The sequence below is a fragment of the Pseudomonas sp. PSKL.D1 genome (genome assembly GCF_028898945.1).
Taxonomy (GTDB): Bacteria; Pseudomonadota; Gammaproteobacteria; order Pseudomonadales; family Pseudomonadaceae; genus Aquipseudomonas.
This window is the reverse complement of record NZ_CP118607.1, coordinates 76358-102604: the sequence shown is the minus strand read 5'-3', so window position 1 is coordinate 102604 and position 26247 is coordinate 76358. Positions and strand designations below refer to the sequence as shown.

At 60.5% G+C, this 26247-nt stretch carries 25 protein-coding genes; 12 read left to right on the top strand and 13 right to left on the bottom strand.

Translation table 11 applies throughout. The features are described from left to right. The 3 genes from PVV54_RS00505 to PVV54_RS00495 all read right to left on the bottom strand — a co-directional run bounded on the left by PVV54_RS00505 (position 1) and on the right by PVV54_RS00495 (position 1488). Entirely contained in the window at positions 1-162 is a 162-nt protein-coding gene (locus tag PVV54_RS00505; protein ID WP_003252966.1) for a DUF1328 domain-containing protein, read from the bottom strand. A 43-nt stretch (positions 163-205) separates the two neighbouring features. Further along, positions 206-490: a hypothetical protein gene (locus PVV54_RS00500; RefSeq protein ID WP_274910512.1), complete on the bottom strand. Its 285-nt coding sequence runs from the start codon at positions 488-490 to the stop codon at positions 206-208. Between the two features lie 176 nt (positions 491-666). Beyond that, positions 667-1488 (bottom strand): BON domain-containing protein, encoded by an 822-nt coding sequence (locus PVV54_RS00495; protein WP_274908102.1) that lies wholly within the window; start codon positions 1486-1488, stop codon positions 667-669. Between the two features lie 209 nt (positions 1489-1697). On the opposite strand from PVV54_RS00495, the gene algB reads away from it, so the two are divergent. Together algB and PVV54_RS00485 are read left to right on the top strand one after the other, a co-directional pair. Further along, the gene (gene algB / locus PVV54_RS00490) at positions 1698-3044 is read left to right on the top strand and encodes a sigma-54-dependent response regulator transcription factor AlgB (RefSeq protein WP_274908101.1); all 1347 of its coding nucleotides are present in this window, start codon (positions 1698-1700) and stop codon (positions 3042-3044) included. Beyond that, a complete protein-coding gene (locus tag PVV54_RS00485) occupies positions 3041-4819 on the top strand; it encodes a KinB sensor domain-containing domain (RefSeq protein ID WP_274908100.1) in 1779 nt (592 codons plus the stop codon). Before algB ends, PVV54_RS00485 begins: the two co-directional genes overlap by 4 nt. A gap of 21 nt (positions 4820-4840) precedes the next feature. On the opposite strand, the gene PVV54_RS00480 is transcribed toward PVV54_RS00485, so the two are convergent. The 7 genes from PVV54_RS00480 to PVV54_RS00450 all read right to left on the bottom strand — a co-directional run bounded on the left by PVV54_RS00480 (position 4841) and on the right by PVV54_RS00450 (position 12019). Next, a complete protein-coding gene (locus PVV54_RS00480) occupies positions 4841-6460 on the bottom strand; it encodes an EAL domain-containing protein (protein ID WP_274908099.1) in 1620 nt (539 codons plus the stop codon). Between the two features lie 72 nt (positions 6461-6532). Continuing rightward, the gene (locus PVV54_RS00475; RefSeq protein ID WP_274908098.1) at positions 6533-7309 is read right to left on the bottom strand and encodes an N-acetylmuramoyl-L-alanine amidase; all 777 of its coding nucleotides are present in this window, start codon (positions 7307-7309) and stop codon (positions 6533-6535) included. 65 nt (positions 7310-7374) lie between these two features. Further along, entirely contained in the window at positions 7375-9321 is a 1947-nt protein-coding gene (locus PVV54_RS00470; RefSeq protein ID WP_274908097.1) for a GGDEF domain-containing protein, read from the bottom strand. 96 nt (positions 9322-9417) lie between these two features. Next, entirely contained in the window at positions 9418-10272 is an 855-nt protein-coding gene (locus tag PVV54_RS00465; protein ID WP_274908096.1) for an endonuclease/exonuclease/phosphatase family protein, read from the bottom strand. An 11-nt stretch (positions 10273-10283) separates the two neighbouring features. Beyond that, the gene (gene dsbA / locus PVV54_RS00460; RefSeq protein ID WP_274908095.1) at positions 10284-10916 is read right to left on the bottom strand and encodes a thiol:disulfide interchange protein DsbA; all 633 of its coding nucleotides are present in this window, start codon (positions 10914-10916) and stop codon (positions 10284-10286) included. A 151-nt stretch (positions 10917-11067) separates the two neighbouring features. Beyond that, positions 11068-11685, bottom strand: a complete 618-nt coding sequence (locus tag PVV54_RS00455; protein WP_274908094.1) for a c-type cytochrome — start codon at positions 11683-11685, stop codon at positions 11068-11070. Positions 11686-11716: 31 nt separating this feature from the next. After that, positions 11717-12019 carry a c-type cytochrome gene (locus PVV54_RS00450; protein ID WP_274908093.1) on the bottom strand — a complete coding sequence of 101 codons (303 nt, stop codon included), beginning with the start codon at positions 12017-12019 and terminating at the stop codon, positions 11717-11719. A 193-nt stretch (positions 12020-12212) separates the two neighbouring features. Between PVV54_RS00450 and yihA the strand changes: the two genes are divergently transcribed. Continuing rightward, entirely contained in the window at positions 12213-12845 is a 633-nt protein-coding gene (yihA, locus tag PVV54_RS00445; RefSeq protein ID WP_274908091.1) for a ribosome biogenesis GTP-binding protein YihA/YsxC, read from the top strand. Between the two features lie 358 nt (positions 12846-13203). Here yihA and polA read toward each other — a convergent pair whose 3' ends face one another. Continuing rightward, a complete protein-coding gene (gene polA / locus PVV54_RS00440) occupies positions 13204-15951 on the bottom strand; it encodes a DNA polymerase I (RefSeq protein WP_274908090.1) in 2748 nt (915 codons plus the stop codon). A 74-nt stretch (positions 15952-16025) separates the two neighbouring features. Between polA and PVV54_RS00435 the strand changes: the two genes are divergently transcribed. Then, positions 16026-16313, top strand: a complete 288-nt coding sequence (locus tag PVV54_RS00435) for a DUF2782 domain-containing protein (protein ID WP_274908089.1) — start codon at positions 16026-16028, stop codon at positions 16311-16313. A 67-nt stretch (positions 16314-16380) separates the two neighbouring features. Beyond that, positions 16381-17331: a homoserine kinase gene (locus PVV54_RS00430; protein ID WP_274908088.1), complete on the top strand. Its 951-nt coding sequence runs from the start codon at positions 16381-16383 to the stop codon at positions 17329-17331. 70 nt (positions 17332-17401) lie between these two features. On the opposite strand, the gene PVV54_RS00425 is transcribed toward PVV54_RS00430, so the two are convergent. Continuing rightward, positions 17402-18310, bottom strand: a complete 909-nt coding sequence (locus tag PVV54_RS00425) for a zinc ABC transporter substrate-binding protein (protein ID WP_274908087.1) — start codon at positions 18308-18310, stop codon at positions 17402-17404. Between the two features lie 66 nt (positions 18311-18376). Here PVV54_RS00425 and zur point away from each other — a divergent pair, with 66 nt between their 5' ends. The 4 genes from zur (at position 18377) to PVV54_RS00405 (ending at position 21240) form a co-directional block, all read left to right on the top strand. Beyond that, the gene (gene zur / locus PVV54_RS00420) at positions 18377-18862 is read left to right on the top strand and encodes a zinc uptake transcriptional repressor Zur (protein WP_274908086.1); all 486 of its coding nucleotides are present in this window, start codon (positions 18377-18379) and stop codon (positions 18860-18862) included. After that, positions 18859-19632 carry a zinc ABC transporter ATP-binding protein ZnuC gene (znuC, locus tag PVV54_RS00415; protein WP_274908085.1) on the top strand — a complete coding sequence of 258 codons (774 nt, stop codon included), beginning with the start codon at positions 18859-18861 and terminating at the stop codon, positions 19630-19632. The genes zur and znuC overlap by 4 nt, the downstream gene beginning before the upstream one ends. Next, entirely contained in the window at positions 19625-20407 is a 783-nt protein-coding gene (znuB, locus tag PVV54_RS00410) for a zinc ABC transporter permease subunit ZnuB (RefSeq protein WP_274908084.1), read from the top strand. Before znuC ends, znuB begins: the two co-directional genes overlap by 8 nt. Before the next feature lie 128 nt (positions 20408-20535). After that, positions 20536-21240: a PA5502 family lipoprotein gene (locus PVV54_RS00405; RefSeq protein WP_274908083.1), complete on the top strand. Its 705-nt coding sequence runs from the start codon at positions 20536-20538 to the stop codon at positions 21238-21240. A 35-nt stretch (positions 21241-21275) separates the two neighbouring features. Here PVV54_RS00405 and katE read toward each other — a convergent pair whose 3' ends face one another. Continuing rightward, positions 21276-23411, bottom strand: a complete 2136-nt coding sequence (gene katE / locus PVV54_RS00400) for a catalase HPII (protein ID WP_274908082.1) — start codon at positions 23409-23411, stop codon at positions 21276-21278. Between the two features lie 226 nt (positions 23412-23637). Between katE and PVV54_RS00395 the strand changes: the two genes are divergently transcribed. From PVV54_RS00395 to PVV54_RS00385, 3 genes are all read left to right on the top strand, one after another. Further along, positions 23638-24645: a methionine ABC transporter ATP-binding protein gene (locus tag PVV54_RS00395; RefSeq protein ID WP_274908081.1), complete on the top strand. Its 1008-nt coding sequence runs from the start codon at positions 23638-23640 to the stop codon at positions 24643-24645. Continuing rightward, a complete protein-coding gene (locus PVV54_RS00390; protein ID WP_274908080.1) occupies positions 24645-25316 on the top strand; it encodes a methionine ABC transporter permease in 672 nt (223 codons plus the stop codon). Before PVV54_RS00395 ends, PVV54_RS00390 begins: the two co-directional genes overlap by 1 nt. Before the next feature lie 64 nt (positions 25317-25380). After that, positions 25381-26151, top strand: a complete 771-nt coding sequence (locus PVV54_RS00385; RefSeq protein ID WP_274908079.1) for a MetQ/NlpA family ABC transporter substrate-binding protein — start codon at positions 25381-25383, stop codon at positions 26149-26151. Positions 26152-26247: the final 96 nt, after the last annotated feature.

Below are 26247 nucleotides of genomic sequence, written 5' to 3'. Positions count from 1 at the left end.
TCAACCTCGACCGCGTCCAAAGAAGAAGGAGGCTACGAAAAGCACCAGGAAGACAATGAACAGGATCTTCGCGATACCCGTGGCGGCGCCGGCGATGCCACCGAAACCCAGTACGGCAGCGACGATGGCGATGATGAGGAAAGTGATAGCCCAACTCAGCATGATGCATCTCCTTTCTTTTTGGAAAACAGCCCGGCCTCAGGCCTCAAAACACCCAGCGCTCTTGAGGCACAACAGTTTCGACAGTGGCCGGTGGGGTACTGGCAGATGGCAGCGGTTCAGCTGCCTTCACCAAGGTTTTGGCATGAGATGCCTGAATCTGTGCCAGCAAGGCAGTTTGCGCGGCCACCTGATCGGCCAGTCGCGCGGTTTGCCAGCTGTAGTAGAAGAGGCCGGCGGCCAATGTCAGCAGTACCGCCATTCCAATCATCACGAAGTGGCGGATGGGCAGTGCGGCGGCCTGCGGACGGTTGACGGACTGGCGGTTCATGCCGGCTTCTCCTGCTGTAATTTTTCTATTCAAACCTGAACAGGTAATTGCAGCCTGCATGCCAGCTGTTTCTATAATAAAAAATCCTTGTAAATCATATAGTTAAATAATAATCGGTAATCCTGTGAGGACGTATCCTGCACGATGCCCCCTATGGCGTCGTGCGATTTGCACGATCAGCCTTCGACCTTGGTGGCTACCTTGAGCAAATCTGCATCAACGCCCCGAACTCCAATGATCTGGCGGGCGATTTCCACAGCGATGGTTTTTTGCTCACTGCTGACCACCTCACCGGACAGCCGAACCATGCCCTCTTCACTGGCCACCTTGATGTTCAACCCATCCAGGTTGCGGCTGAAGCGGTAGCTGTTCTGGATCTTGTCTACCACCCAGCTATCGCTGGGCTGCGGGCCGGTCGGCGCACCAACTGGATTCTCTCTGGCCTTGGCCATGGCAGCGGTGTCCAGGCTCACCAGGTTGTTGACCAGGTGCACGCCGTCGGTTGTGCGTGCCACTACACCCGCCAGCTCCTTGGCTTCAGGGCTGTCGACCCTGCCGCGCAGGGTCACTACACCGTCACTGCTCTGCACCTCGATAGGTGCCTTTTCGGTGGTTCGGCTCCAAAGCAATCGAGCGCGAATGACGGCAGCCAGGGTGGCGTCCTCCAACCGCTGGGCATACGCACGCAGCTCAAGCGGGCGCTCTACCAATTCGGGTTTAACCTGCAACCGGTTATCAACTTGCTCAATTCCGCGCGTCGCCAGCGCAATATGTTCAGCCAGCTGGCGTTCGACCTCGTTCTCCACTTCGCCTGAAAGCCGCGCCTGGTGGCCTTCGACCTCGACGCCGATGCGGAACGGGTTGAGCATTCGATTAAGCGACAGGGCTGTTTGCAGTGAACCCTCAAGGCGGGCGTTCTGTATCGGGTCCGCCGATACCGACGCGCAAATGAACACTAGGCTGGCAGCGAGAAGACTCATTCGAGTGGAAATGAGCATGTGCGCACTCCTTTTGTTGGCAAAATCTGAAAATCGTCGCAACCAATGTGCCACCGCTCTGCTCTAAGAAAATCATCGAGATATCGCGGCTTCACGGCAGTCATTGGCCATTGGCTAGCATGCAAAGGACAGAATCCTTCAGAATTGACCATGCAACTTGCCCGATTTTCCCCACACTAATTGAGATCGACCCCTAAGGAGCGCAGCACATGGAATCAGCCCAGGACAAGCAAGGCCGCATTCTGCTGGTGGATGACGAGTCCGCGATCCTGCGCACCTTCCGCTACTGCCTCGAAGACGAAGGCTACAGCGTGGCCACCGCCAACAGTGCTTCACAGGCCGAAGCGCTGCTGCAACGCCAGGTGTTCGACCTATGTTTCCTCGATTTGCGCCTCGGCGAAGACAATGGCCTGGACGTATTGGCTCAGATGCGTGTTCAAGCGCCGTGGATGCGGGTAGTCATCGTCACCGCTCATTCAGCCATCGACACCGCGGTTGATGCCATTCAGGCGGGTGCCGCCGATTACCTGGTCAAGCCCTGCAGCCCGGATCAACTGCGCCTTGCCACCGCCAAACAACTGGAGGTCCGCCAGCTGTCTGCGCGGCTCGAAGCGCTTGAAGGGGAAATGCGCAAGCCCAAGGACGGCCTGGACTCGCACAGCCCGGCCATGATGGCCGTGCTGGAAACCGCGCGGCAGGTGGCGACCACCGATGCCAACATCCTCATCCTCGGCGAGTCGGGTACCGGTAAAGGTGAACTGGCCCGCGCCATCCACGGCTGGAGCAAGCGAGCACGCAAGGCATGCGTCACTATCAACTGCCCGTCGCTCAATGCAGAACTGATGGAAAGCGAGCTGTTTGGCCATACCCGTGGCGCATTCACCGGTGCCAGCGAAAGTACGCTGGGCCGGGTCAGCCAGGCGGACGGGGGCACGCTTTTTCTCGACGAAATCGGCGATTTCCCCCTGACTTTGCAACCAAAATTGCTTCGCTTCATTCAGGACAAAGAGTACGAGCGGGTCGGAGACCCGGTCACCCGCCGGGCCGATGTGCGCATTCTGGCGGCAACCAACCTGAACCTTGAAGAGATGGTGCGGGAAAGCCGCTTCCGGGAAGACTTGCTCTACCGCCTGAACGTCATCACCTTGCACCTGCCGCCCCTGCGTGAACGCAGTGAAGACATTCTTACCCTGGCAGATCGCTTCCTGGCACGCTTCGTCAAGGAGTACTCCCGCCCGGCACGAGGCTTCAGCGAAGAGGCGCGTGCCGCACTGCTCAACTACCGCTGGCCCGGCAACATCCGCGAACTGCGCAACGTGATCGAGCGTGCCAGCATCATCTGCCCACAGGAACGGGTCGAAATCAGCCACTTGGGCATGGGCGAACAACCAGCCAGCAACGCGCCACGGGTCGGTGCGGCATTAAGCCTCGACGAGCTTGAGCGCGCTCACATCGGCGCCGTACTGGCTGCCAGCGATACCCTCGACCAAGCCGCCAAGACACTGGGTATCGATGCCTCCACCCTTTATCGCAAGCGTAAGCAGTACAACCTATGAGATGGCCAATGAAGCTGCGCACGCGGCTTTTCCTGAGCATATCGGCGCTGGTCACGGTCGCGCTGCTGGGTTTGCTGCTAGGCCTTGTAAGTGTGCTGCAAATGGCAACCGTGCAGCAGAGGTCGGTGGGTGAAATGACTCACGCGCTGGAGGTTGGCCTCAAACTGCGGCAAAACCTGGGTGAACAACTGACGCTGATGCTGGATGAGAGTACAGCGCCGGATAACCTCCAGGCGTTGCAGGAAAACTTCCAGACCCTGCTGAACAAAGGCCTTGAGCAGGGCGGAGAACGTACGGGCCTCAGCAAAGCCAGCAGCAACTACCAGGCATTTCTCCAGGCTTATCGAGACAGTTCGGCACCCGCCAGAAGCATGGGCATTGATCAACCACTGGGGGCCGCATTCAACCAGGTTCGCACAGACCTGCTCGACTCGCACAAGCAGGCGCTGGACACGATTACTCGTAGCGAAGAACACACCCGCGACCGGGCGCTGTTGGTCAGTGGCGTGCTTGGCCTGATGGGGTTGGTCGTGCTGGTGCTCGGATTTGTCACCGCGCACAACATCGCGCGGCGCTTTGGCCAGCCCATCGAGGCCCTGGCGAAAGCCGCAGACCAATTAGGCCAGGGCAATTTCGATGTCACCTTGCCTGTAACCCAAGCCATCGAACTCAATCAGCTTACCCGCCGCTTCGGCCTCATGGCCGACGCACTGCGCAAGCATCAGGCGACCAATGTTGATGAATTGCTGGCCGGCCAGCAACGCCTGCAGGCTGTACTCGACAGCATCGACGACGGCCTGTTGATCATTGACCGCCAAGGCCACCTAGAGCACCTCAACCCGGTGGCCCAGCGCCAGCTCGGCTGGAGTGACAGCCGCGTTGGCAGCGGCCTGGCCGAGGCCTTGCAACGCCCAGAGCTGGAACAGCAACTGCGCCAGGTGTTGCGCGGTGGCAGCCTGGACCGCCAGCCCGACGACTTGTGTATCGAGGTGGATGAAGAGTCGCGGTTGCTGACCTACAGCCTGACACCGGTCAGCCACCCGCAAGGGCCGATTCTTGGTGCTGTGATGGTGCTCCACGACGTCACCGAACAACGGGCGTTCGAACGCGTGCGCAGCGAGTTCGTGCTGCGCGCTTCGCATGAACTGCGCACCCCGGTAACTGGCATGCACATGGCCTTTGGCTTGCTTCGCGAGCGAGTCAAGTTCCCACCTGAAGCCCGCGAAAGCGACCTGCTGGAGACTATCGGCGAAGAAATGCAACGCCTGACGCAGTTGATCAATGATCTGCTGAACTTCTCGCGGTACCAAAGCGGGCTGCAAAAGCTTGAGCTTGCGCCGTGCGCCATTGATGACCTGCTGCAACGCGCTCAGGCTCGTTTCAGTGAACAGGCTTCGACCAAGCAAGTTGAGCTGGTGATGGAACTTGAACCACCGCTGCCTCGCATCCAGGCCGACGTTGCGCAACTGGACAGAGTGCTCGACAACCTTCTCAACAATGCCATCCGGCACACCGCCAGCGGCGGGCGAATCAGGCTGCATGCCCGAAGACATGTCGAGCGGGTAATCGTCAGTGTCGAGGACACCGGCGAAGGGATTGCCTATGGGCAGCAGGGGCGGATTTTCGAGCCATTCGTGCAGGTAGGGCGCAAGAAGGGCGGGGCCGGGTTAGGTTTGGCCTTGTGCAAGGAGATCGTCCAGTTGCACGGGGGGCGTATGGGCGTGTTCTCCAGGCCAGGGCAGGGGACACAGTTCTATATGGCTTTGCCAGTCTGAAGCAGGCTGGTGAGGCAGGCCTCAAGGCTCATCGTCAATCCGCGACCGACGCACCTGCCGCCCTCGGGTCACCAGCTCGGCAAACTGCCGGGCATTGAGCGGATGGGCAAATAACCAGCCCTGGCCGTAATTGACCCCTTCGCTATTGAGCAGCACTGCCTGGGCCTCGCACTCGATACCTTCAGCTATCACCCTCAAATGCAGGTCATGGGCCATACGAATGATATGCGGCGCCACCCCACTACTGGCCGCGTCATGGCCCAGCGCATCGATGAACGCTTTATCGATCTTCAGGCAGTCCACCGGCAAGGTCTGCAAGTAGGCCAGGCTGCAGTAACCCGTGCCAAAGTCATCAATCAGCACCTGATGCCCAACCGAACGCAGGGCCTGCAGGTTATCGCGTGCCACCACCACGTCAATCAGCCCCCGCTCAGTGACCTCGAAGGCGATCTGGCTGGCGGCGACTCGATGCAATGCCAGCAACCGTGCCGCCACCCGGCCAATACGCGGCACCATCACATCGCAAGCTGCCAGATTCACGGAGATGTACAAATTGCGGTGCGACCGCAGCAACTGCCCCAACTGTTCAAGCACACGCTGTAGAACAAAGTCGGTGATCTGGCGAATCTGCCCAGTGTTCTCGGCCAAAGGGATGAACAGGTCAGGGCTGGTCAATGTGCCATCAGGCCGTCGCCAGCGCACCAGAGCCTCGGCTCCGACACAGCGCCGGCTGTCGAGCTCGATGATTGGCTGATAAAGCACCTGTAGCTCGCCGCGGCGCAGCGCATTCTGCAACTCCGAGCTCATTGAACGCCGCTGCAAGATCAGTTGCAGCACCAACCAGCCGATGCAGCACGCTGCCAGCACGCTGCCTGGGAACAGCAGCCAAAGCATGCCGTTCATCCGCAAGGGCAAGCTGGCACGAGGGGCAATCAGCACCAGCTGGTAATCCGGGGACTTCGTCGGCATCCGGTACACCAGGCGGTCATGCAACTCATACAGCGAGTTCTGGCTGGGCGGTGGCCAATCGCTGGCGGGCGGCCAGACCTGCGATGGCCCCAACACCGGAATGGCACGGGTGCCATTATCGAGCACCACCAACAAGCTACCGCCCGGCGGCAAGTCAACCACGTCGGTCAGGTGGCCGCGCGAGGTGGAAACCAGAAAGTTGCCGCGCGCCAGCATCAATGCGGCGAGGTTCTCGTTGGGTTCAGTGGTGGTATTGAGCCAGTAACTGTATGTCGGGCCCTGAATATCCGGGGCCCTTGTTGGCACGAAGGCTCTCGCGCCACCTCGATTGGAACATGCCACATTACTGTCTACGTAGGCCGCTTCGTAGATAAAGCGAGACCCCAGGCCAACTTGCTGCAAAGCCGCCACCATCGCCGGACTGCAACCGCGCAATGGCTGAGCCTGCAGCTCGTCGACCCCTTCGCGCAACTGGCCAAACACCTGCTCCAGCCGATCAAGAAAGCGCTCGCCCTGAGCGTTCATCTGCGCGCTTTCGCTCTGCTTCATCTGCTGCAATGCGATGCCAATGCTGGCAGTCAGCAGCACGGCGGCGCTGGCCAATGCTGCCAGTGAGGCCAGCATCCAGGGACGGTAAAAAAATTGGCGCAAGGCAGTTATCAGGGCCGACATGGGCAGCATCCAGTTGATTACCAAGGTATAGCAACTGAAATGCACATTGGCTCGCGCCGTTTGGCGGAAGCTTCAACGCAGGCGATTGAGAACCTGCAGCATGGCCGCGGTCTGCGCGTCCGGCATACCGTCGAAGCGTTGTGGGCGGAAGCGCATCTGGAATGCAGCGATTACATGCCGGGTTTCTACATCCAGTTCGCCACTCTGCTCTATGGCATAGCCAAAGCGCGCCAACTGCTGTTGATACCAAGCGATGCTTGGCGGGTTGACGCTGAAGTAAGCTTGTTGCCGCGCCACGGCGTTGGCCTCTGGCCAAATGCCAACACCTGCATCGGCAAGGCGTTTCCATGGGAACAGCGGGCCCGGGTCAAGCTTGCGCAGCGGCGCAATGTCGCTGTGGCCAATGATGTAGCGGGGTTGAATATTGTTGCGCTTGACGATGTCCTTGAGCAGGGCGATCAGCGCTTGAACCTGGGCCTCACTGTAGGGGTGCCATACCCGCCCATTCGGCGTATCAGTGAACCCGGGGTTGACGATTTCGATGCCGATTGAGCTCGAGTTCAGCCAGGTACGCCCATCCCACTGGCTATCACCCGCGTGCCAGGCACGACGGTTTTCATCAACAAGCTGGTAGACGGTGGCCGGCCCATCGCCAATCAGGTAATGGCTGCTGACCTCGCCATGGGTAAGCAGCGCCAGCGAGCGCTCCAGTGAGGCATTGGTGTAATGCAGGACAACAAACTGAATGCGATTGTCCTGGTTGGCCGAGGGGTGGCTGCGGTCAATGCGCAGGCCGGTCGAACAACCCGCCAGGGCAATCAGCAGCAATGCGGTAAAAAACGCTTTCATTAGGGAAGCCAGGGTGATTTGCCAGTAACGCAACAGCATAACGTATGCGTGCCCGGCTCACCCGTTCAGCTTTGTTCCACGCGGTTACGGCCAAGTTCTTTGGCCCGATACAACGCGGCATCGGCACGTTTGAGCACCTGGTCGCCGCGCTCTCCTGTACGGAATGCACCCAGCCCAATGGAGGTGGTGATGACTACCCGCTCGCCTTTGAAGTGAAACGGGCAGGCTTCGATTGCCGCACGCAAGGCTTCTGCGACTTGCGCTGCGGCGGCCGGTGAGGTTTGCGGCAGCAGCAGCACGAACTCTTCACCACCAAACCGGGCGATGAAATCACGGGCACGCAGGCGTTTGCGCAACTGATCGGCGACAATTTTCAGCACTTTGTCGCCAGCCAGGTGGCCATAACTGTCGTTGATCCGCTTGAAGTGGTCCAGGTCAAGAATCGCCATGGCCAGATGGCCACCATTCTCTTGCCAATCCACCATCTCGCGCTCTACACGCTCACTCCACGCCGCACGGTTGGGCAGGCCGGTCAGCGGGTCGATCAGGGCTTTTTGCCGCTGTTCCTCAAGGTGCTCGCGATAGCCGAGCGCTTCTTGCTCCATGTTCGCCACGCGCTCGGCCAAACCTTGCAGGCGGCCGGCAAGTTCCTGTTCGCGGCGGTCGCGTTCGTGCTGGTGGTCATCCATGGTGACCAACAGGCCTTCCAGGCGGCCTTCCAGAATCTGTTTCAGGCTGACAACGTCAACTGCACCCTGCACGCTGCTTTGCAGGCCATCGACTTGTTCGCGCAACTGGCTGTCCAGCTCACGGGCGGCGGAGCTATTGTCTGCGTGGCCAGCACTGGCCTCGTGAAGGTGGCTCTGGAAAGTTTCCAGGCGTTCATTGAGCTGTTGCAGGTAGGTCTCGAATTCATGCTGGCCACTGTCGGTGATGGCTAGCATCAGCACAGCAAGGTCATCCAGCACCGGAATCAGCTCATACCAGTTCAGCCCCCGTGCCACGCGTTCGCGCATCTCCAAAGCTTGCGCCTTGTGGCGTTCGGGCAGGCTGAGGTCGTCCAGCAAGCCGATCAGCGTTTGCTCGATGTGCGCGGCTACCTGGCTGTAGGGCGGCTCGACCGCATCCGGCAGTGCATACGGCCCATCTTCGCCGAAGGTTTCTGCCAAAGGCGCCAGAGTTTCGTCTTTCTGTTCGACGGGGACGGGAGGCTGCTCGGGTACGGCTTGAGGCTCGCCCATCTCTGGAGCTTCTGGCTCCAAGGTGGTCGCCTCAGGTTCGTCGAGCGCTCGCGGCTCGACGACAGGTACCGTGTTTGCTTCCGGCTGTGGCTTCTCAAGGGGCTGGGCAACAGGCCGCAGCTCATCCATATCGCGTGGAGGCAAGTCGACCAATACAGGGCCATCCGGCAACGGTTGGTGCTGAACCTCGGCTGGCGGGGCAGCTGGCACGGTGGCCACCGGAGCGCTTTCGGGCTGAGGATCATCCTCACGATGGCCGAACAGCCGCTGCAGTAACCCCGGCTTTGCCTCCTCTTCACCTTTGCTAAGCGATGACAAGGCGCGCCCTTGCAAGCCACTGAGTTCACCCAGCAATGGCGGCAGTTCACGCGACTGGCTAACACCACCGTCCAGCTTCTTGGCCAGTTTTTTCAGCGGGCGAGACACATCGCCGGGCAACGGCAGGCCCTGAAGCTGGGCAACCAGCGCATTCAAGGCATCACTGACCTGGTTCATCCGCGTTTCGCGGCGCTGCTCCGAGTCGAGCACGGCTTTTTCCAGGCGAGGGATAAGCCCGGCAAGGCCGGCATCCATCGTGTCGCTGCGGATGACTTCGCGCATTTCCTTCATGCACTGGTCGACTACCTTGTCGCTGCCTTCTGCCGCCAGCGAGCTGCGCACCAGGCCGCGCCGCAGCAGATCGAGGCGTGCTTCCCAACGACGCTCGAGCTTCTCCTGCTGCTCGATACTCTTGAGGTATTTTTCTTTCCAGCGCTCGGCTTCTTCGGTCATGCCTGGATCCGCGACGGGTAATGCAGCTGTGGGGGTAATTAAAGGCTGTCGGCGAGTGGCACAAACTCTTGAGGGTTTGGGCACGCACTTGCTGATCTAGCTCAAGACCGGCAGCGTATCCACAGTCAGTGCATCAGGCAATCGGATCTCCACGGCAACCGGAAGATGGTCTGAAATTGGCTGCGCCAGTACTTCGACCCGCTCCAGAGCAAGGGTAGGGCTTAGCAGGATATGGTCCAGACAACGCTGTGGGCGCCAGCTGGGAAAGGTTGCTTCGGCCTGGGGTGCAACGAGGCCCAAGTCACGCAGGGGAGAGTGGTCCAACAGGTCGGTGGCATGGGTGTTCATGTCACCCATCAGCACCTGATGGCGGTAGCCGCCGATCAGCTCGCGTATATAAGCCAGTTGCCGGGCGCGTGTCTTGGCACCCAGCGCAAGGTGCATCATGACCACGATCAGCGCATCTTCACCCTCACCGAAGCGCACCAGAATCGCACCTCGGCCAGCAGGGCCGGGCAGTGGATGATCTTCCAGCAGGTGTGGTTTCAAACGGCTGAGCACACCGTTGCTGTGCTGGGCAAAACGCCCAAGGTTGCGGTTGAGCTGCTGATACCAGTAGGGAAACGCCCCAAGCTGGGCCAAGTGCTCCACCTGATTGACGTAGCCCGACCGCATGCTGCCGCCGTCAGCCTCCTGCAAGGCAACCAGGTCAAAATCATTGAGCAGGTCGCCAATCTTCTGCAGGTTGCCCGCACGGCCGGTGTGCGGCAGCACGTGCTGCCAGCTGCGGGTCAGATAGTGCCGGTAACGCTCGGTGCTGATGCCAACCTGAATGTTGAAGCTGAGCAGCCGCAGGCGACCATCCTCGGGCAGGCCAGGGGCCTGCAGGTGATGCTCGTTGACCTGCGGCTGGTGCAGGCCAATGCCACGCGTGCTTCTGAAGCGGGGCATGGGGGCGCCGCTTACTTAGCGGCGCGCTCCTTGGCAATCAGTTGGTCGGCGACGTTCAACACGCCTTCCGGCCCGCCGGCCGTGCCCAGGTCGAAGCGGTACTTGCCGTTGACCACCATGCTCGGTACACCGGTGATTTCATACTTCTTCGCCAGTTCTTTGGCCTGGTTGACCTGGCCTTTGATTGCGAAGGAGTTGAAGGTGGCGAGGAACTTGTCCTTGTCGACGCCCTGGGTGGCGAGGAAGTCAGCCATGTCCTGAGGGTCTGTCAGGCGCTTGCGCTGGTTCTGGATAGCGTCGAATACCGCGGCGTGAACCTTGTGCTCGACACCCATGGCTTCGAGGGTGAGGAACATCTGGCCGTGCGCGTCCCAAGGGCCGCCAAACATGGCAGGTACACGCTTGAAGTTGACGTCGGCTGGCAGCTTCTCGGCCCACGGGTTGATGGTCGGCTCAAAGTGGTAGCAGTGAGGGCAGCCATACCAGAACAGCTCGACTACCTCGATTTTGCCCGGAACGGAAACCGGAACGGGGTTGCTCAGCTCGATATATTCCTTGCCTGCCACAGGCTCCGCGGCCTGTACGGCGGTCATACCGAATACGCTGGCAGCGACCAGCGCGGCGCTGAGAATCAGTTTACGCATGCTTTACTCCTGAGCATTCATTGGTCGCCTCGACGCGACCAGTACTAAGACCGGCCGGGAAGGGCCCGAGTTCTGTAGTGTAACGGCAGTGAACGGAAAAAAGGGCGGTTAAACCGCCCTTTCATCTTGGTCCTACAGCATTAACCGAATGTTAATGCAGCCCCTGGATGTAGCTGGCCAGAGCTTCGATGTCGTGATTGCTCAGCTTGCCGGCGATGGTGCGCATGGTCATGGCATCGCCGTCGTTGGTGCGGTTGCCTTCGCGGAAGTCGGTCAATTGCTTGGTCACATACTGCGAATGCTGGCCGCTCAGGTGCGGGAAGCCGGCAAGCGCAATACCGGCGCCATTAGGTGAATGGCAACCCGTGCAGGCAGGCAAGCCTTTCTCGATGTCGCCGCCATTGAACAGTGCACGGCCCCGTTCGACCAGTTTCGGGTCGGCGGCACCCACGCTGCCTTTCTGGCTGGCGAAGTAGGCAGCAATGTCGGCCAGGTCCTGATCATTGAAGTTGGCCAGCATACCGGTCATTTCAAGCACGGTACGTTTGCCCGCCTTGATCTCGTGCAGTTGCTTTTCGAGGTAGCGCTGGCCCTGGCCGGCCAGTTTCGGGAAGTTGGGCGCCAGGCTGTTGCCGTCAGGGTTGTGGCAGGCACCACAAACGGCCGTCTTGGCCTGGCCGGCGGCAGCATCGCCTTTGATGGGGTCAGCAGCAGTGGCCGCACCTGCGACACCCAGGGTCAACAGCAGACTCACGACTAGTTTGTTCATCAGCTAATCCAACACGGCTAAGGGTGAAATGTTATGTATCGGGACTGCCGCTCATCCAAAGGATGACCAAACGGTAGTCCTCGGCACTGCAGTCCATGCACAATCCACGCGGCGGCATAGCCTTGAAACCCTGGGTAACATGCGCTGTGAGTACGTCCATGCCTTGCGCCAGCCTTGGCTCCCAAGCTGCCCGGTCACCCTTCTTGGGCGCCTGTGGCAACTGCCCGGCGTGACAGGCCGCACACGTGCGGTTGTACAACGCCTCGGGATCCTGTGTAGCCTGTGCGCTGAAATACGGCAGGAACATACCGACAGCTAGCAGCCATTTCGCCATGCGGAACGACCTGACAGGGTTGGGGGACGCGCTGCGTTCTGATGCGCGAGCTATTGTTCGACACCCCATGCCCGTTCTCCTTCGCTGGGAGAATGAGCACACAAAAACTGGGGCATTATATACTTCCGCCATCCAAACGGAAACGACACCGCTTGCCGGCCCAGGCTTAGGCAACACCCACATCGGAAATCCCATGCAAGTCAAAAACCCCATCCTCGGCCTCTGCCAGAAAGCCAAATTCGCCCTCAGCGCTGCCAAGGTCGAACAATGCCCGGACGACCAGGGTTACGAGGTGGCTTTTGCCGGCCGTTCCAATGCCGGTAAATCCAGCGCCCTCAACACCCTGACTCATGCCAGCCTGGCGCGTACCTCGAAAACCCCGGGGCGCACCCAGCTGTTGAATTTCTTCAGTCTGGACGATGAACGGCGATTGGTCGACCTGCCGGGCTACGGATATGCAAAAGTCCCGATTCCGCTCAAGCAGCACTGGCAGCGCCACCTGGAAGCTTACCTGGGCAGCCGTGAGTGCCTGAAAGGGATCATCCTGATGATGGATGTGCGCCACCCGATGACCGACTTCGACAAAATGATGCTCGACTGGGCCAAGGCCAGCGGCATGCCGATGCACATTTTGCTGACCAAGGCAGACAAACTTACCCATGGCGCTGGCAAGAACACCCTGCTCAAGGTGCAGTCGGAAATTCGCAAGGGTTGGGGTGATACCGCCACCATCCAGCTGTTCTCCGCGCCGAAGCGACTGGGGCTGGAAGAAGCCTATCGAGTGCTGGCTGAATGGATGGAACTGGAAGACAAGCCGGCCATTTGAGGGTTTGCTCGTCCGCTGTGGGGGCGGCGGTTCGCAGCTCCCACAGGGCTCCCAACAGACCGCATGCCAAATTCCGGGCAAAAAAAACCCCGGACTTCATATGGGGAGGGGGAAGTTCGGGGTTCAAGTCCGGACCGCTAGGGCGGGGTCCGGGTATCTGCCAACACTTAACACAACATAGGAGCATCGAAAGGCTTCACCAGCCATTCAGTGACTCTGAGTTCCGCTTCACCGGTTTAGTTCCCGGCCCCAGAAAACTATTTGCGATAGTTTCATGAAACTTCTGAACTAATGGCATCGAGCCATGCCAGGATCCGCGTCACTACGTCGCAGATCCTACACAGCTTTGCCGTCTCAATCAGTGAGCTTCGTCCCAATTCGAGCCAACACCTGCTTCGACCAGCAGCGGCACATCCAGTTGCGCAGCGCTGCTCATCTGCTGGAGAATTTCATCTTTCACCTGCTCGACCAGGTCTTCACGCACCTCCAGCACCAGTTCGTCGTGCACCTGCAGGATCACACGGGCATCCAGGCCGCTCGCGCTCAGCCAGTTGTCCACGTTGACCATCGCACGCTTGATGATGTCCGCTGCAGTACCCTGCATCGGCGCGTTGATCGCCGTGCGCTCGGCACCTTTACGCAAGGCAGGGTTCTTGGCGTTGATGTCCGGCAGGTACAGGCGGCGGCCAAACAGGGTTTCGACAAAGCCCTGCTCAGCGGCCTGGGCACGTGTGCGTTCCATGTAGGCGAGCACACCTGGGTAACGGGCGAAGTAGCGGTCGATGTAGTCCTGCGACTGCTTGCGGTCTACGCCAATCTGCTTGGCCAGGCCGAATGCACTCATGCCATAGATCAGGCCAAAGTTGATGGCTTTGGCGCTACGACGCTGGTCGATAGTGACCGCCTCCAGGTCCACACCAAACACTTCCGCTGCTGTGGCACGGTGTACGTCGAGGTTGTTGCGGAAGGCATGCAGCAAGCCTTCGTCCTTGGCCAGGTGGGCCATGATGCGCAACTCAATCTGCGAATAGTCCGCGGCCAGCAGCTTATAGCCTGGGCTGGCCACAAAGGCCTGGCGGATGCGACGGCCTTCGGCCGTACGAATCGGAATGTTCTGCAGGTTCGGGTCGCTCGAGGAAAGCCGCCCAGTCGCGGCCACGGCTTGCTGGTACGAGGTATGGATACGCCCGGTACGTGGGTTGATCTGCCCCGGCAGTTTGTCGGTGTAAGTACTCTTGAGCTTGCTCAGGCTGCGGTACTGCATCAGTACTTCGGGAAGCGGGAAGCCTTGCTCGGCCAGCTCGTCCAACACGGCTTCGGCAGTAGACGGCTGACCTTTGGCAGTCTTGCTCAGCACAGGCATGCCGAGCTTGTCGTAAAGAATGGCGCCCAGCTGTTTTGGCGAGCCGAGGTTGAACGTTTCACCCGCCAGCTCATAGGCGCGTGCTTCCAGTTCGATCATCTTGGCGCCCAGCTCACCGCTTTGCTTGTGCAGCAGCTCCGGGTCTACCAGAGCACCCTGGCGCTCGATCTTGGCCAGCACAGGCACCAGTGGCATCTCGATGTCCATCAGCACCGGCAGCACGCTGGGCGTCTGGGCCAGGCGCGTTTGCAGCGCTTGGTGCAGGCGCAAGGTGATATCGGCATCCTCTGCGGCGTAGGGCCCGGCCTTGTCCAGATGGATCTGGTTGAAGGTAAGCTGCTTGGCACCCTTGCCGGCGATGTCTTCGAAGGCAATGGTGGCGTGGTCCAGGTACTTCTGCGCCAGGCTGTCCATGTCGTGGCGTGTGCCCGTCGAGTTCAGCACGTAGGACTCAAGCATGGTGTCGTAAGCAACACCGCGCATCTGAATGGCCGGCGAGCCGTTGGCAAGGATGTTGATGTCGTACTTGGCGTTCTGCCCGACCTTGGCTTTTGCCGGGTCCTCCAGCAGTGGCTTGAGGGCTAGCAGCACAGCTTCGCGGTCGAGCTGAACCGGTGCTCCCTCATAGTCATGGGCCAGGGGCACGTAGGCCGCTTCATGGGCCTGGACCGCGAACGACAGGCCCACCAACTGCGCCTGCTGGGCATCGAGGCCGGTGGTTTCCGTGTCGAAGGCAAACAGTGGCGCCTGGCGAAGCTTTTCCAGCCATGCGTCAAAGCGGGCTTGATCGAGGATGGTTTCGTACGTGGGCTCGACTTTGGCGGCTGGCGCATCAACCGGCACGATTTCCTCACCAACCTTCACCGCATCACGTTGTACTTCGGCAACCCAGCTTTTGAATTCCATCTCGGTGTAGAGCGCTAGCAACGTTTCACGGTCCGGCTCGCCGCAGACCAGCGCCTCAACTTCCACATCAAGCGGCACGTCTACCTTGATGGTGGCCAATTCATACGAAAGGAATGCCGCATCCCGATGTTCTTCGAGCTTGGCTGGTAGCGTCTTGGCGCCACGAATCGCCAGAGCCGGTACTTTGTCGAGGTTGGCGTACAGGTCGCTCAGGCCGCCGCCGATACCAGTCAGCAGGCCTACCGCAGTCTTCTCACCTACACCAGGCACGCCAGGAATGTTGTCAACCTTGTCCCCCATCAGGGCCAGGAAATCGATGATGTGTTCAGGGCCAACACCGAATTTCTCGTGCACACCCGCCACATCCAGCACGCTGCCGGTCATGGTGTTGACCAAAGTAACGTGCCCGTCCACCAACTGCGCCATGTCCTTGTCGCCGGTCGAAATGATCACCGGCCGGCCCTGTGCCGCGCTGCTGCGTGCCAGGGTGCCGATCACATCGTCGGCTTCGACCCCTTCCACGCACAGCAGCGGATAGCCCAGCGCCCGCACGCTGGCATGCAACGGCTCTACCTGAACCCGCAAGTCATCCGGCATGCTCGGGCGGTTGGCCTTGTAGTCGGCGAACATGGCGTCGCGGAAAGTGCCGCCCTTGGCGTCGAACACCACGGCAAACAGGCTGTCCGGGTACTGGCGGCGCAAGCTCTTGAGCATGTTCAGCACACCTTTGACCGCGCCGGTGGGCAAGCCCTTGGAGGTGGTCAGTGGTGGCAGCGCGTGGAAGGCGCGGTAGAGGTAGGAGGAACCGTCCACCAGGACGAGAGGCGCTTGGCTCATGAGGAGAATCAACCTTTTCGGCGGGTCCGGGGCTAGAATAGCCGGATCAATGACGACAAAGGGACAAGGTTATCATGCGTACACTCAATCGCCTGTTACTGCTCGGCCTGTTGGCAACCATGCCTGTCGTCACCCAGGCGGCGGAAGACGCCCCATCGGCAGATCCCGATGTCACCATTCGCACGGAAGGCGATAGAACCATCCAGGAGTACCGGCAAAACGGCTTCCTGTATGCAATCAAGGTAACGCCGAAAAACGGCAAGCCGTATTTCTTGGTACGCGCCGATGGCTCCGATGGCAATTTCATTCGTTCCGACCAACCGGACATGCTGATTCCGTCCTGGAAGATCTTCGAGTGGTAATCTGACGCGCACCGTTCACATCAACCTGGCACTCCCGGCGGAGTGCCCGTATGGGCAAACTTTCATCATGTCAGTCTTCACCCCCGTGACCCGGCCCGAGCTGGAAACCTTTCTGGCGCCGTACGAGCTGGGCCGTCTGCTCGACTTCCAGGGCATTGCCGCCGGCACCGAGAACAGCAATTTCTTCGTCAGCCTTGAACAGGGGGAGTTCGTGCTGACGCTGATCGAGCGCGGGCCCAGCGAGGACATGCCGTTCTTCATCGAGCTGCTCGACACTCTGCACGCCGCCGACATGCCGGTGCCGTACGCCATCCGTGACCGCGACGGCAATGGCCTGCGCGAGCTGTGCGGCAAGCCGGCGCTGCTGCAGCCCCGGTTGTCGGGCAAGCACATCAAGGCGCCGAATAACCAGCACTGCGCGCAAGTTGGCGAGCTGCTGGCGCACATCCACCTGGCTACCCGCAATAAGGTCATTGAGCGCAAGACCGATCGGGGCCTGGACTGGATGCTGGCTTCCGGCGCCGAGCTGATGCCGCGCCTTACTGCTGAACAGGCTGCGCTGCTGCAGCCGGCACTCGCCGAAATTACCGCGCACAAGGCGCAGATCCTGGCGTTGCCACGGGCCAACCTGCATGCCGACCTGTTCCGCGACAACGTGATGTTCGAGGGGACGCACCTGACGGGCGTGATCGACTTCTACAACGCCTGCTCCGGCCCGATGCTGTATGACATCGCCATCACCGTGAACGACTGGTGCCTGGATGAGCAGGGTGCCATTGATGTGCCTCGGGCACAGGCATTGCTGGCGGCCTATGCGGCTTTGCGGCCTTTCACGGCGGCCGAGGCCGAGCTGTGGCCGGAGATGCTGCGGGTAGGGTGCGTGCGCTTCTGGCTGTCGCGCCTGATTGCGGCGGAGTCGTTTGCCGGGATGGATGTGATGATCCATGACCCGAGCGAATTCGAGGTGCGTTTGGCACAACGGCAACAGGTGGCCTTGAAGCTGCCGTTCGCCTTGTGACCCGCATCGCGGATAAATCCGCTCCTACAAGTGTAGGAGCGGATTTATCCGCGATTGGCCGGCACAGGTTTCAAAGCTGCTCCAGGCACCCCGCCAAATCCCCGCCCAGCTTCTCCAGCAAACGCTCATAACCCTTGGCATCTACCGGGTCAGTACCACCCAAGGCATCCAGCTCAGCCAACCGCACCGGCAACCCGGCGGTCAACGTTTCGGCCAACCGAGGCCGCAGTGGCGGCTCGCTGAACACACACGTCTTGCCCACTTCCTGCAGGCGCTTGCGCATTGCGGCCACATGCTGAGCTCCCGGCTGCACCTCGGAAGCCACGCTGAACACGCCGGTATGCTTCAGGCCATAGGCAGCCTCGAAGTAATCGAACGCTTCGTGGAACACGAAGTAGGGCTTGTCGGCAATACCGGCCACACGAGCCTTGATCCGCGCATCCAGCCCATCAAGGCGCTCAACGAAGCCTTTCAGGTTGCTCTGATAGCGTGCTGCGTTGGCCGGGTCGGCAGCAGCCATGTCGGCCGCCATCTTCGTGGCGATCACGCGAGCGTTCACGGACGACAACCAAAGGTGCGCATCCAGGCTACCTGGCCGGTGATCGTGGTCATGATCGTCGTGGTCCTCTTCCTCGTGGGAATGGCTGTCCTCGCCAAAATGGCGAAGGCTCATGCCCGACAGCGACTGCACGGCCACTGTGGGCTTGCTGCGGCCAGCCAGCACTCGCGGCAGGAAGTTTTCCATATCCGGGCCAATCCAGTAGAGCAGGTCAGCATCGCCAACCTTCCGTACGTCGGACGGGCGCAGGGCGTAGTGATGCGGCGAAGCGCCGGGGGGCAGCAAGACGTCGGGGCTGCCGACACCGTCCTGCACGGCGGCGGCAATCTGCTGCAGGGGTTTGATACTGGTCAGCACACGCACGTCGGCTTGGGCCGAACAGGCGATGAAAGCGACAAAAAGCACAAGGAATCGGGACACGATGAATACTCGACTCGTCAGAAACAGGTAACATAATAACGTCTCTGTCCAGAACCGTCGCTGCCCATGTCCATCACGCCGCTGGCTCACCGTCCTCACGATCACTCCCACTGCGTCCACAGCGCCTTGGCCGAAGCCGATGCCCTGTGCACCCGCCAAGGCTTGCGCCTGACCGCATTGCGCAAGCGGGTGCTGGAACTGGTGTGGCAAAGCCACAAACCGCTGGGTGCCTATGACATCCTGGCCGTGCTGAGCGAGCAGGACGGGCGCCGGGCTGCGCCACCCACCGTTTACCGTGCCTTGGATTTCCTGCTGGAAAACGGGCTGGTACACCGCATCGCGTCGCTGAATGCCTTCATCGGCTGCAGCCACCCGGAGCACGTGCATCAGGGCCAGTTCCTGATTTGTCGTGAATGCCATGTGGCCATTGAGCTGGAGCAGGAAAGCATCAGCGGCGCAATCGTCGCCAGCGCGAATGCCGTGGGTTTCAGCGTTGAAACCCAGACGGTGGAAATTGTCGGCTTGTGCGGCAACTGCCGGAGCGCGGCATGAGCGATGCGCTGATCCGCCTTGAGCAGGTCGGTGTCACGTTTGGTGGCGAGGCCGTGCTCGACAGTATCGAGCTTTCGGTTGCCCCTGGGCAGATCGTGACCCTGATCGGCCCCAACGGTGCCGGCAAGACCACGCTGGTGCGTGCCGTGCTCGGTTTGCTCAAGCCACACCGGGGCAAGGTGTGGCGCCGGCCGAAGTTGCGCATCGGCTACATGCCGCAAAAAATTCAGGTAGACGCCACGCTGCCGCTGTCGGTGCTGCGCTTCTTGCGCCTGGTGCCCGGCGTAGACCGCGCGGCAGCCTTGTCGGCGCTGCAGGAAGTGGGGGCTGAGCAGGTTATCGACAGCCCGATCCAGACCATTTCCGGCGGTGAAATGCAGCGCGTGCTGCTGGCCCGCGCCCTGTTGCGCGAACCTGAACTGCTCGTCCTGGACGAGCCAGTACAGGGCGTCGACGTGGTCGGCCAAACCGAGCTGTACAACCTCATCACCCGCCTGCGCGATCGCCATGGTTGCGGTGTGCTGATGGTTTCCCATGACCTGCACCTGGTGATGAGCGCCACCGACCAGGTTGTGTGCCTGAACCGCCATGTGTGCTGCTCCGGCCACCCCGAACAGGTCAGCAATGACCCGGCCTTCGTCGAGCTGTTCGGCCAGAACGCGCCGAGCCTGGCCGTCTATCACCACCATCACGACCACAGCCACGACCTGCATGACTCGGTCATCGCCCCCGGCACCCATGTTCACGGAGAGCACTGCAAGCATGGCTGATTTTCTTCTCTACGCCTTGCTTGCGGGTTTGTCCCTGGCGGTAGTAGCTGGCCCTTTGGGTTCTTTCGTGGTGTGGCGGCGCATGGCCTATTTCGGCGATACGTTGTCCCATGCCGCTTTGCTGGGGGTCGCGCTGGGCTTTGCGCTGGACGTGAGCCCGGCATTAGCGGTAACCGTCGGCTGCCTGTTGTTGGCGATCCTGCTGGTGACCTTGCAGCAACGCCAGCCTCTGGCCTCGGACACGCTGCTAGGCATCCTGGCCCCCAGCACCCTCTCGCTGGGCCTGGTAGTGCTGAGCTTCATGCATGATGTTCGTATCGACCTGATGGCCTACCTGTTTGGTGACCTATTGGCCATCAGCACCACCGACCTGTCCTGGATCCTCGGTGGCAGCGCCTTGGTCTTGCTGCTGCTCGCAGTGCTGTGGCGGCCTCTGCTGGCAGTCACCGTGCATGAGGAACTGGCCATGGTCGAAGGCCTGCCTGTCGCGGGCCTGCGCATGGCGCTGATGCTGCTGATTGCGGTGGTCATCGCCGTTGCCATGAAGATTGTCGGCGTGCTGCTGATTACCTCGCTGCTGATCATTCCCGCCGCTGCGGCACAACGCCACGCACGGTCACCCGAACAGATGGCGCTGGGCGCCAGCCTGCTAGGCATCACGGCTGTTTGCGGGGGCCTGGCCATGTCGTGGTTCAAGGACACCCCTGCCGGCCCTTCGATCGTGGTCTGCGCAGCAATGCTATTCTTGCTGAGCCTGGCCCTGCCAAAGCGCTGAAAACCGGGGTGTGTGATGGCACACCCTGCAACCTTTTCGCAAGTAAAGGGTCTGTAAGACCTGTTTTCGAGCGTGCGCACCTGGGTGTAGACTTGCTCGCTTTTTGCGCAAATTAGAGAGTCGCAGGAATGAAGCCGTTCGCATCCCGTTATCTGCTTGTTGCCGCGTTTTCCCTGTTCCTGGCTGCGTGTTCCAGCGCACCGGTCGAGCAGGCTGCACCTGCCCAAGCCGATGCCTGGCAGCAGCTGCAACAGAGTATCGCCAGCAATGAGCTGGCCACCGCCGAAGATCAACTGGCCACCCTGCAGGCCCAGTCGCCCGATGATGCACGCCTGGAGCAGTATCAGCGCCAACTTGCCGAAGCTTACCTGCAGCGCAGCCAGATCGTGCTGCAGAAGGGCGATGTGAACGCGGCTGCAACCGCGTTGGCGCGTGCCCGTGCGTTAATGCCACAAGCCCCGGCAGTAACGGGTGGTGATGCCGTCAGCCAAGCCCGCAAGGCCGAGCTGGAAAAAGCCGAAGCAGCGCTGAAGGCAGCGGAGGCCAAACCTCAGGCACGCGTAATCGACCCAACGGCGCCAAGCACCGTGATCGCCTTGAAAACCACTGACATTGCTGCAATGCGTCGCCAGCTGGACGAAATTGCCAAGGACGTCGTGAATTATCAATGTGAGGTGGTATTTCAGGTGCCACGCACCGAGGACGCACCCTGGTTGAAGACGTTGCTGCAGAAGCGGGTGCACAAGATCGATAGTGGCTTCAGCTTGAAGCAGAAACATGAGATTCAGCGCTCGATGCCGGCCCAAGTGGTACTGGTCCCGCATCAGCGCTGAGACCTTCGCGGGGCAAGGCCCCGCGAAGTGCCCCATCAGGCAGGCACAGACTCAGCTGCCGCTTCCCGCGCCCAAACCCGATGCCCCTCAACCGCTTTCACAAAGCCATCCACCACTTTCTGCTCATCGCCCACCAAAAGCCCTTTATCTGACTTAAGCCCCAAACCCTTTGCCAGCTCGTTAGGCAGCACCATCGCCTTCAAGTGCTTGTAACCTTCAAGCAGGAAATGCTTGGCCACGCCACTGGCCATCAGGGCTTCAATGGAAGCCTTGCCCGCAGGCACCACAACCCCATCGAACATGATTGATGGCATGCCTTCAATTGATGCATCCACCGGCATCTGCTTTCCATCCGCCGTTTTCACGGGAGCCGAACTGGGGCCCAACAGCATCAGCCTCGCGCTTTCTGCTTCCAGTGCCTTCACCAGCCTGTCGACGCTCCCGGCATCCACGCCGTCTGACACCAGCAGAGCTATCTTGCGGCCCTTGATACCCACATCCCCTGGGTGGTTCATCTGGCTCAATGCTTTGGATTTTGCGGGTTTGCTGCCTTTTACCTTGACCGTCGCCTGCTTCGGTGCCGCCAGGCCCAGGTTATCCGCCACCGCTGCTGCGAGCTTCAGGTCGATATTGGCCAGTATCTCGTTGACCACCCGCTGGCGGATGGTGCCGCGCTCAACCTTGCCCAGTTCGAAGCAGTAAGCCTTGATAATGTGCTGCTGCTCGGTCTCGCTCATGCTCTGGAAGAACAGCCGCGCCTGCGAAAAATGATCGCCGAACGACTCGCTGCGCTGGCGGATCTTGTGCGCGTCGATACGCTCCTGGTAGCTCTCGAAGCCGCCATCCTGTGCAGCTGGCGGGGTTTCTCGCGGCCAGCCGCCGTCAATCGAATTGGGCTCGTAGGCGGCACGGCCCTTGTCGATGGTCATGCGGTGCATGGCGTCGCGCTGGCTGCTGTGGTTCGGTGCCACCGGGCGATTGATCGGGATTTCGTGAAAGTTCGGCCCACCAAGCCGGCTGATCTGGGTATCGGTGTAAGAGAACAGGCGGCCCTGTAGCAGGGGGTCGTTGCTGAAGTCGATGCCCGGCACGATGTGCCCTGGGCAGAAGGCAACCTGCTCGGTTTCGGCGAAGAAGTTGTCCGGGTTGCGGTTGAGCACCATCTTGCCCAGCGGCCTCACCGGTACCAGCTCTTCAGGGATCAGCTTGGTAGGGTCCAGCAAGTCGAAATCGAACTTGTGTTCGTCAGCTTCAGGCACGACCTGCACGCCTAACTCCCATTCGGGGTAGTCACCGCTTTCGATGGCATCCCACAGGTCGCGGCGATGGTAGTCCGTGTCCTTGCCTGCCACCTTCTGGGCTTCGTCCCACAGCATCGAATGCACGCCTTGGCGCGGTTTCCAGTGAAACTTGACGAAACTGGCTACCCCTTGGGCGTTGATCAGGCGGAAAGTGTGCACGCCAAAGCCTTCCATCATCCGCAGGCTACGTGGGATGGCGCGGTCAGACATAGCCCAGATGACCATGTGTGCCGACTCCGGCACCAGTGAAACAAAGTCCCAGAAGGTGTCGTGGGCCGAGCCGCCGGTGGGCATCTCGTTATGGGGCTCGGGTTTCACTGCATGCACGAAGTCTGGAAACTTGATGGCGTCCTGGATGAAGAACACCGGCATGTTGTTGCCCACCAGGTCGAAATTGCCTTCATCGGTGTAAAACTTCACCGCGAAGCCACGCACATCGCGCACCGTATCGCCGGAACCGCGCGGCCCCTGGACTGTGGAAAAACGCACGAAAACGGGGGTTATCTTCTCTGGGTCTTGCAGGAAACCGGCCTTGGTCAATTCGCTGTGGCTGTCATAGCTCTGAAAGTAACCATGCGCCCCCGTGCCGCGAGCATGAACAATCCGCTCCGGGATTCGCTCATGGTCAAAATGGGTGATTTTCTCCCGCAGGATGAAATCCTCCAGCAGGGACGACCCACGCGGTCCTGCCTTCAAGCTGTTCTGGTTATCGGCAATTTTCACACCGTGATTGGTTCGCAGGGCCTGGCCGGTGGCATCGCTGCGAAACGCTTCCAGGCTCTGCAGCTTTACGTTGGTATTGGCCCGGTCGGGGGTTTGGGTACCGGCCGCTTCACTGGTTTTGGGCGCGTCCGTCTTCTTGCTGGGCATGGTCGGCTCTCCTCGTCAGTCTTCAGGCGTGCCCGTTTCGGGCTTGTTCAACAAGTGACTGGAGGGCTTTGGCGAGCGTTCAATCGGGTTTACCGGTTGTCGCGATATGCCCGATGGATTGGTGCATTACGAAATAAATGCTAAGAACAGCTATGGGAAAAGGCTAAAATGCGCGACCCCAGCTAACCGCTGACCCTAATTCCATGCGCCCCACAAGGTTCGCTACGTGATCGAGTTCCAACATGTACATAAAACCTACCGCGTCGCCGGTAGGGAAATCCCCGCGCTAAACCCGACCAGCCTGAGCATCGAAAACGGCCAGGTCTTTGGCCTGATCGGCCATTCCGGCGCGGGCAAAAGCACCCTGCTGCGCCTGATCAATCGCCTGGAGCAGCCTTCCGGCGGCAAGATCATCGTGGATGGCGAAGACGTGACCGCGTTCAACGCCAGCCAGCTGCGCGGCTTCCGCCAGCAGGTCGGGATGATCTTCCAGCACTTCAACTTGCTGGCCTCCAAGACCGTTGCCGACAACGTGGCCCTGCCGCTGACCCTGGCCGGCGAGCTGTCGCGCGCCGAAATCGACAAGCGCGTCACCGAGCTGCTGGCCCGTGTTGGCCTGCAGGACCACGCGAAGAAATACCCCGCACAGCTGTCGGGCGGCCAAAAACAGCGCGTCGGCATTGCCCGCGCCTTGTCCACCAACCCGAAAATCCTGCTGTGCGACGAGGCCACCAGCGCCCTCGACCCGCAAACTACGGCTTCGGTGTTGCAGTTACTGGCCGAAATCAACCGGGAACTGAAGCTCACCATCGTGCTGATCACCCACGAAATGGATGTGATCCGTCGCGTGTGCGACCGCGTTGCAGTGATGGACGCCGGGCAAATCGTCGAACAAGGCACCGTGGCCGAAGTGTTCCTGCACCCGCAGCACCCGACCACCAAACGCTTTGTGCAAGAAGACGAGCAGATCGACGAGAGCGAACAGCGCGATGATTTCGCCCACGTCCCGGGCCGCATCGTGCGCCTGACGTTCCAGGGCGATGCCACTTACGCTCCGCTGCTGGGCACCGTTGCCCGCGAAACCGGTGTGGATTACAGCATCCTTGCCGGGCGCATCGACCGCATCAAGGATGTGCCCTATGGGCAGCTGACCCTTGCCGTCACAGGCGGCGACATGGACGCAGCATTCGACCGCTTCAAGGCAGCTGACGTACATATGGAGGTACTGCGTTGATGGACGCGCTCAATTTCTTCGCCAACGTCGACTGGGCCGAAATCTGGCTGGCCACCATCGACACCATGATCATGCTGTTCGGCTCGCTGTTCTTCACCGTGCTGCTGGGCCTGCCACTGGGCGTGCTGCTGTTCCTGTGCGGCCCGCGGCAGATGTTCGAGCAAAAGGGCGTTTACGCGCTGCTGTCGTTCATCGTCAACGTACTGCGTTCGCTGCCGTTCATCATCCTGCTGATCGTGATGATTCCGGTAACCGTGCTGATCACAGGCACGTCGCTGGGCGTAGCCGGTGCCATTCCGCCGCTGGTGGTGGGCGCCACGCCGTTCTTCGCGCGGCTGGTGGAAACCGCCCTGCGTGAGGTGGACCGCGGCATCATCGAAGCCACCCAGTCGATGGGCGCCACCACCCGCCAGATCATCACCAATGCACTGCTGCCAGAAGCCCGGCCGGGCATTTTCGCGGCCATCACCGTCACTGCCATCACCTTGGTGTCGTACACCGCCATGGCGGGTGTAGTCGGTGCCGGCGGCCTTGGCGACCTGGCAATCCGCTTCGGCTACCAGCGTTTCCAGACCGATGTGATGATCGTTACCGTCGTGCTGCTGCTGATTCTGGTTCAAGTACTGCAAAGCGTGGGCGACAAACTGGTCGTGCATTTTTCCCGTAAGTAACCCCAATGGGGTCGGCCCCGCCGACCCGTTCGGGGGCCGTCGCGGCCCTCACAAGGAGTGATCAATGAAGAAACTGCTTGCTGTCGCTGCCGCTGTCGCGGCCTTCTCGGCCCACGCGGGTGACCTGACCGTTGCCGCTACCCCGGTGCCGCACGCCGAAATCCTCAACTTCGTCAAACCGCAACTGGCGAAGGAGGGCGTGGAGCTGAAGGTCAAGGAATTCACCGACTACATCCAGCCAAACGTGCAGGTGGCGGAAAAGCGCCTGGACGCCAACTTCTTCCAGCACCAGCCGTACCTGGATGAATTCAACAAGGCCAAGGGCACTCAGCTGGTGAGCGTTACCGGCGTGCACATCGAGCCGCTGGGTGTGTACTCGGCCAAGATCAAGAAGCTGGACGAGCTGTCCTCCGGCGCCACCGTGGTCATCCCCAACGATGCCACCAACGGCGGCCGTGCACTGCTGCTGCTGGACAAAGCCGGCGTGATCAAGCTCAAGGACAACAAAAACATCCTGTCGACCGTGAAGGATGTGGCCGAGAACCCGAAAAACATCAAGTTCCGTGAACTGGAAGCGGCCACCATCCCGCGTGTGCTGACCCAGGTGGATGCAGCGCTGATCAACACCAACTATGCACTGGAAGCCAAGCTGAACCCTGAAAAGGATGCGCTGGCCATCGAAGGCAGCGACTCGCCGTACGTGAACATCCTGGTTGCCCGCCCGGACAACAAGGATTCGGACGACATGAAGAAGCTGGCGGCTGCGCTGCATTCGCCTGAGGTGAAGAAGTTCATCGAAGAGAAGTACAAGGGCGCTGTGGTTCCAGCGTTCTAAGCTGAACTTCGCGCTTGATTCTTCGCGGGTAAACCCGCTCCCACAGGGATAGCACGGGCTTGAAAGGCGGTGCCGTACCTGTGGGAGCGGGTTTAC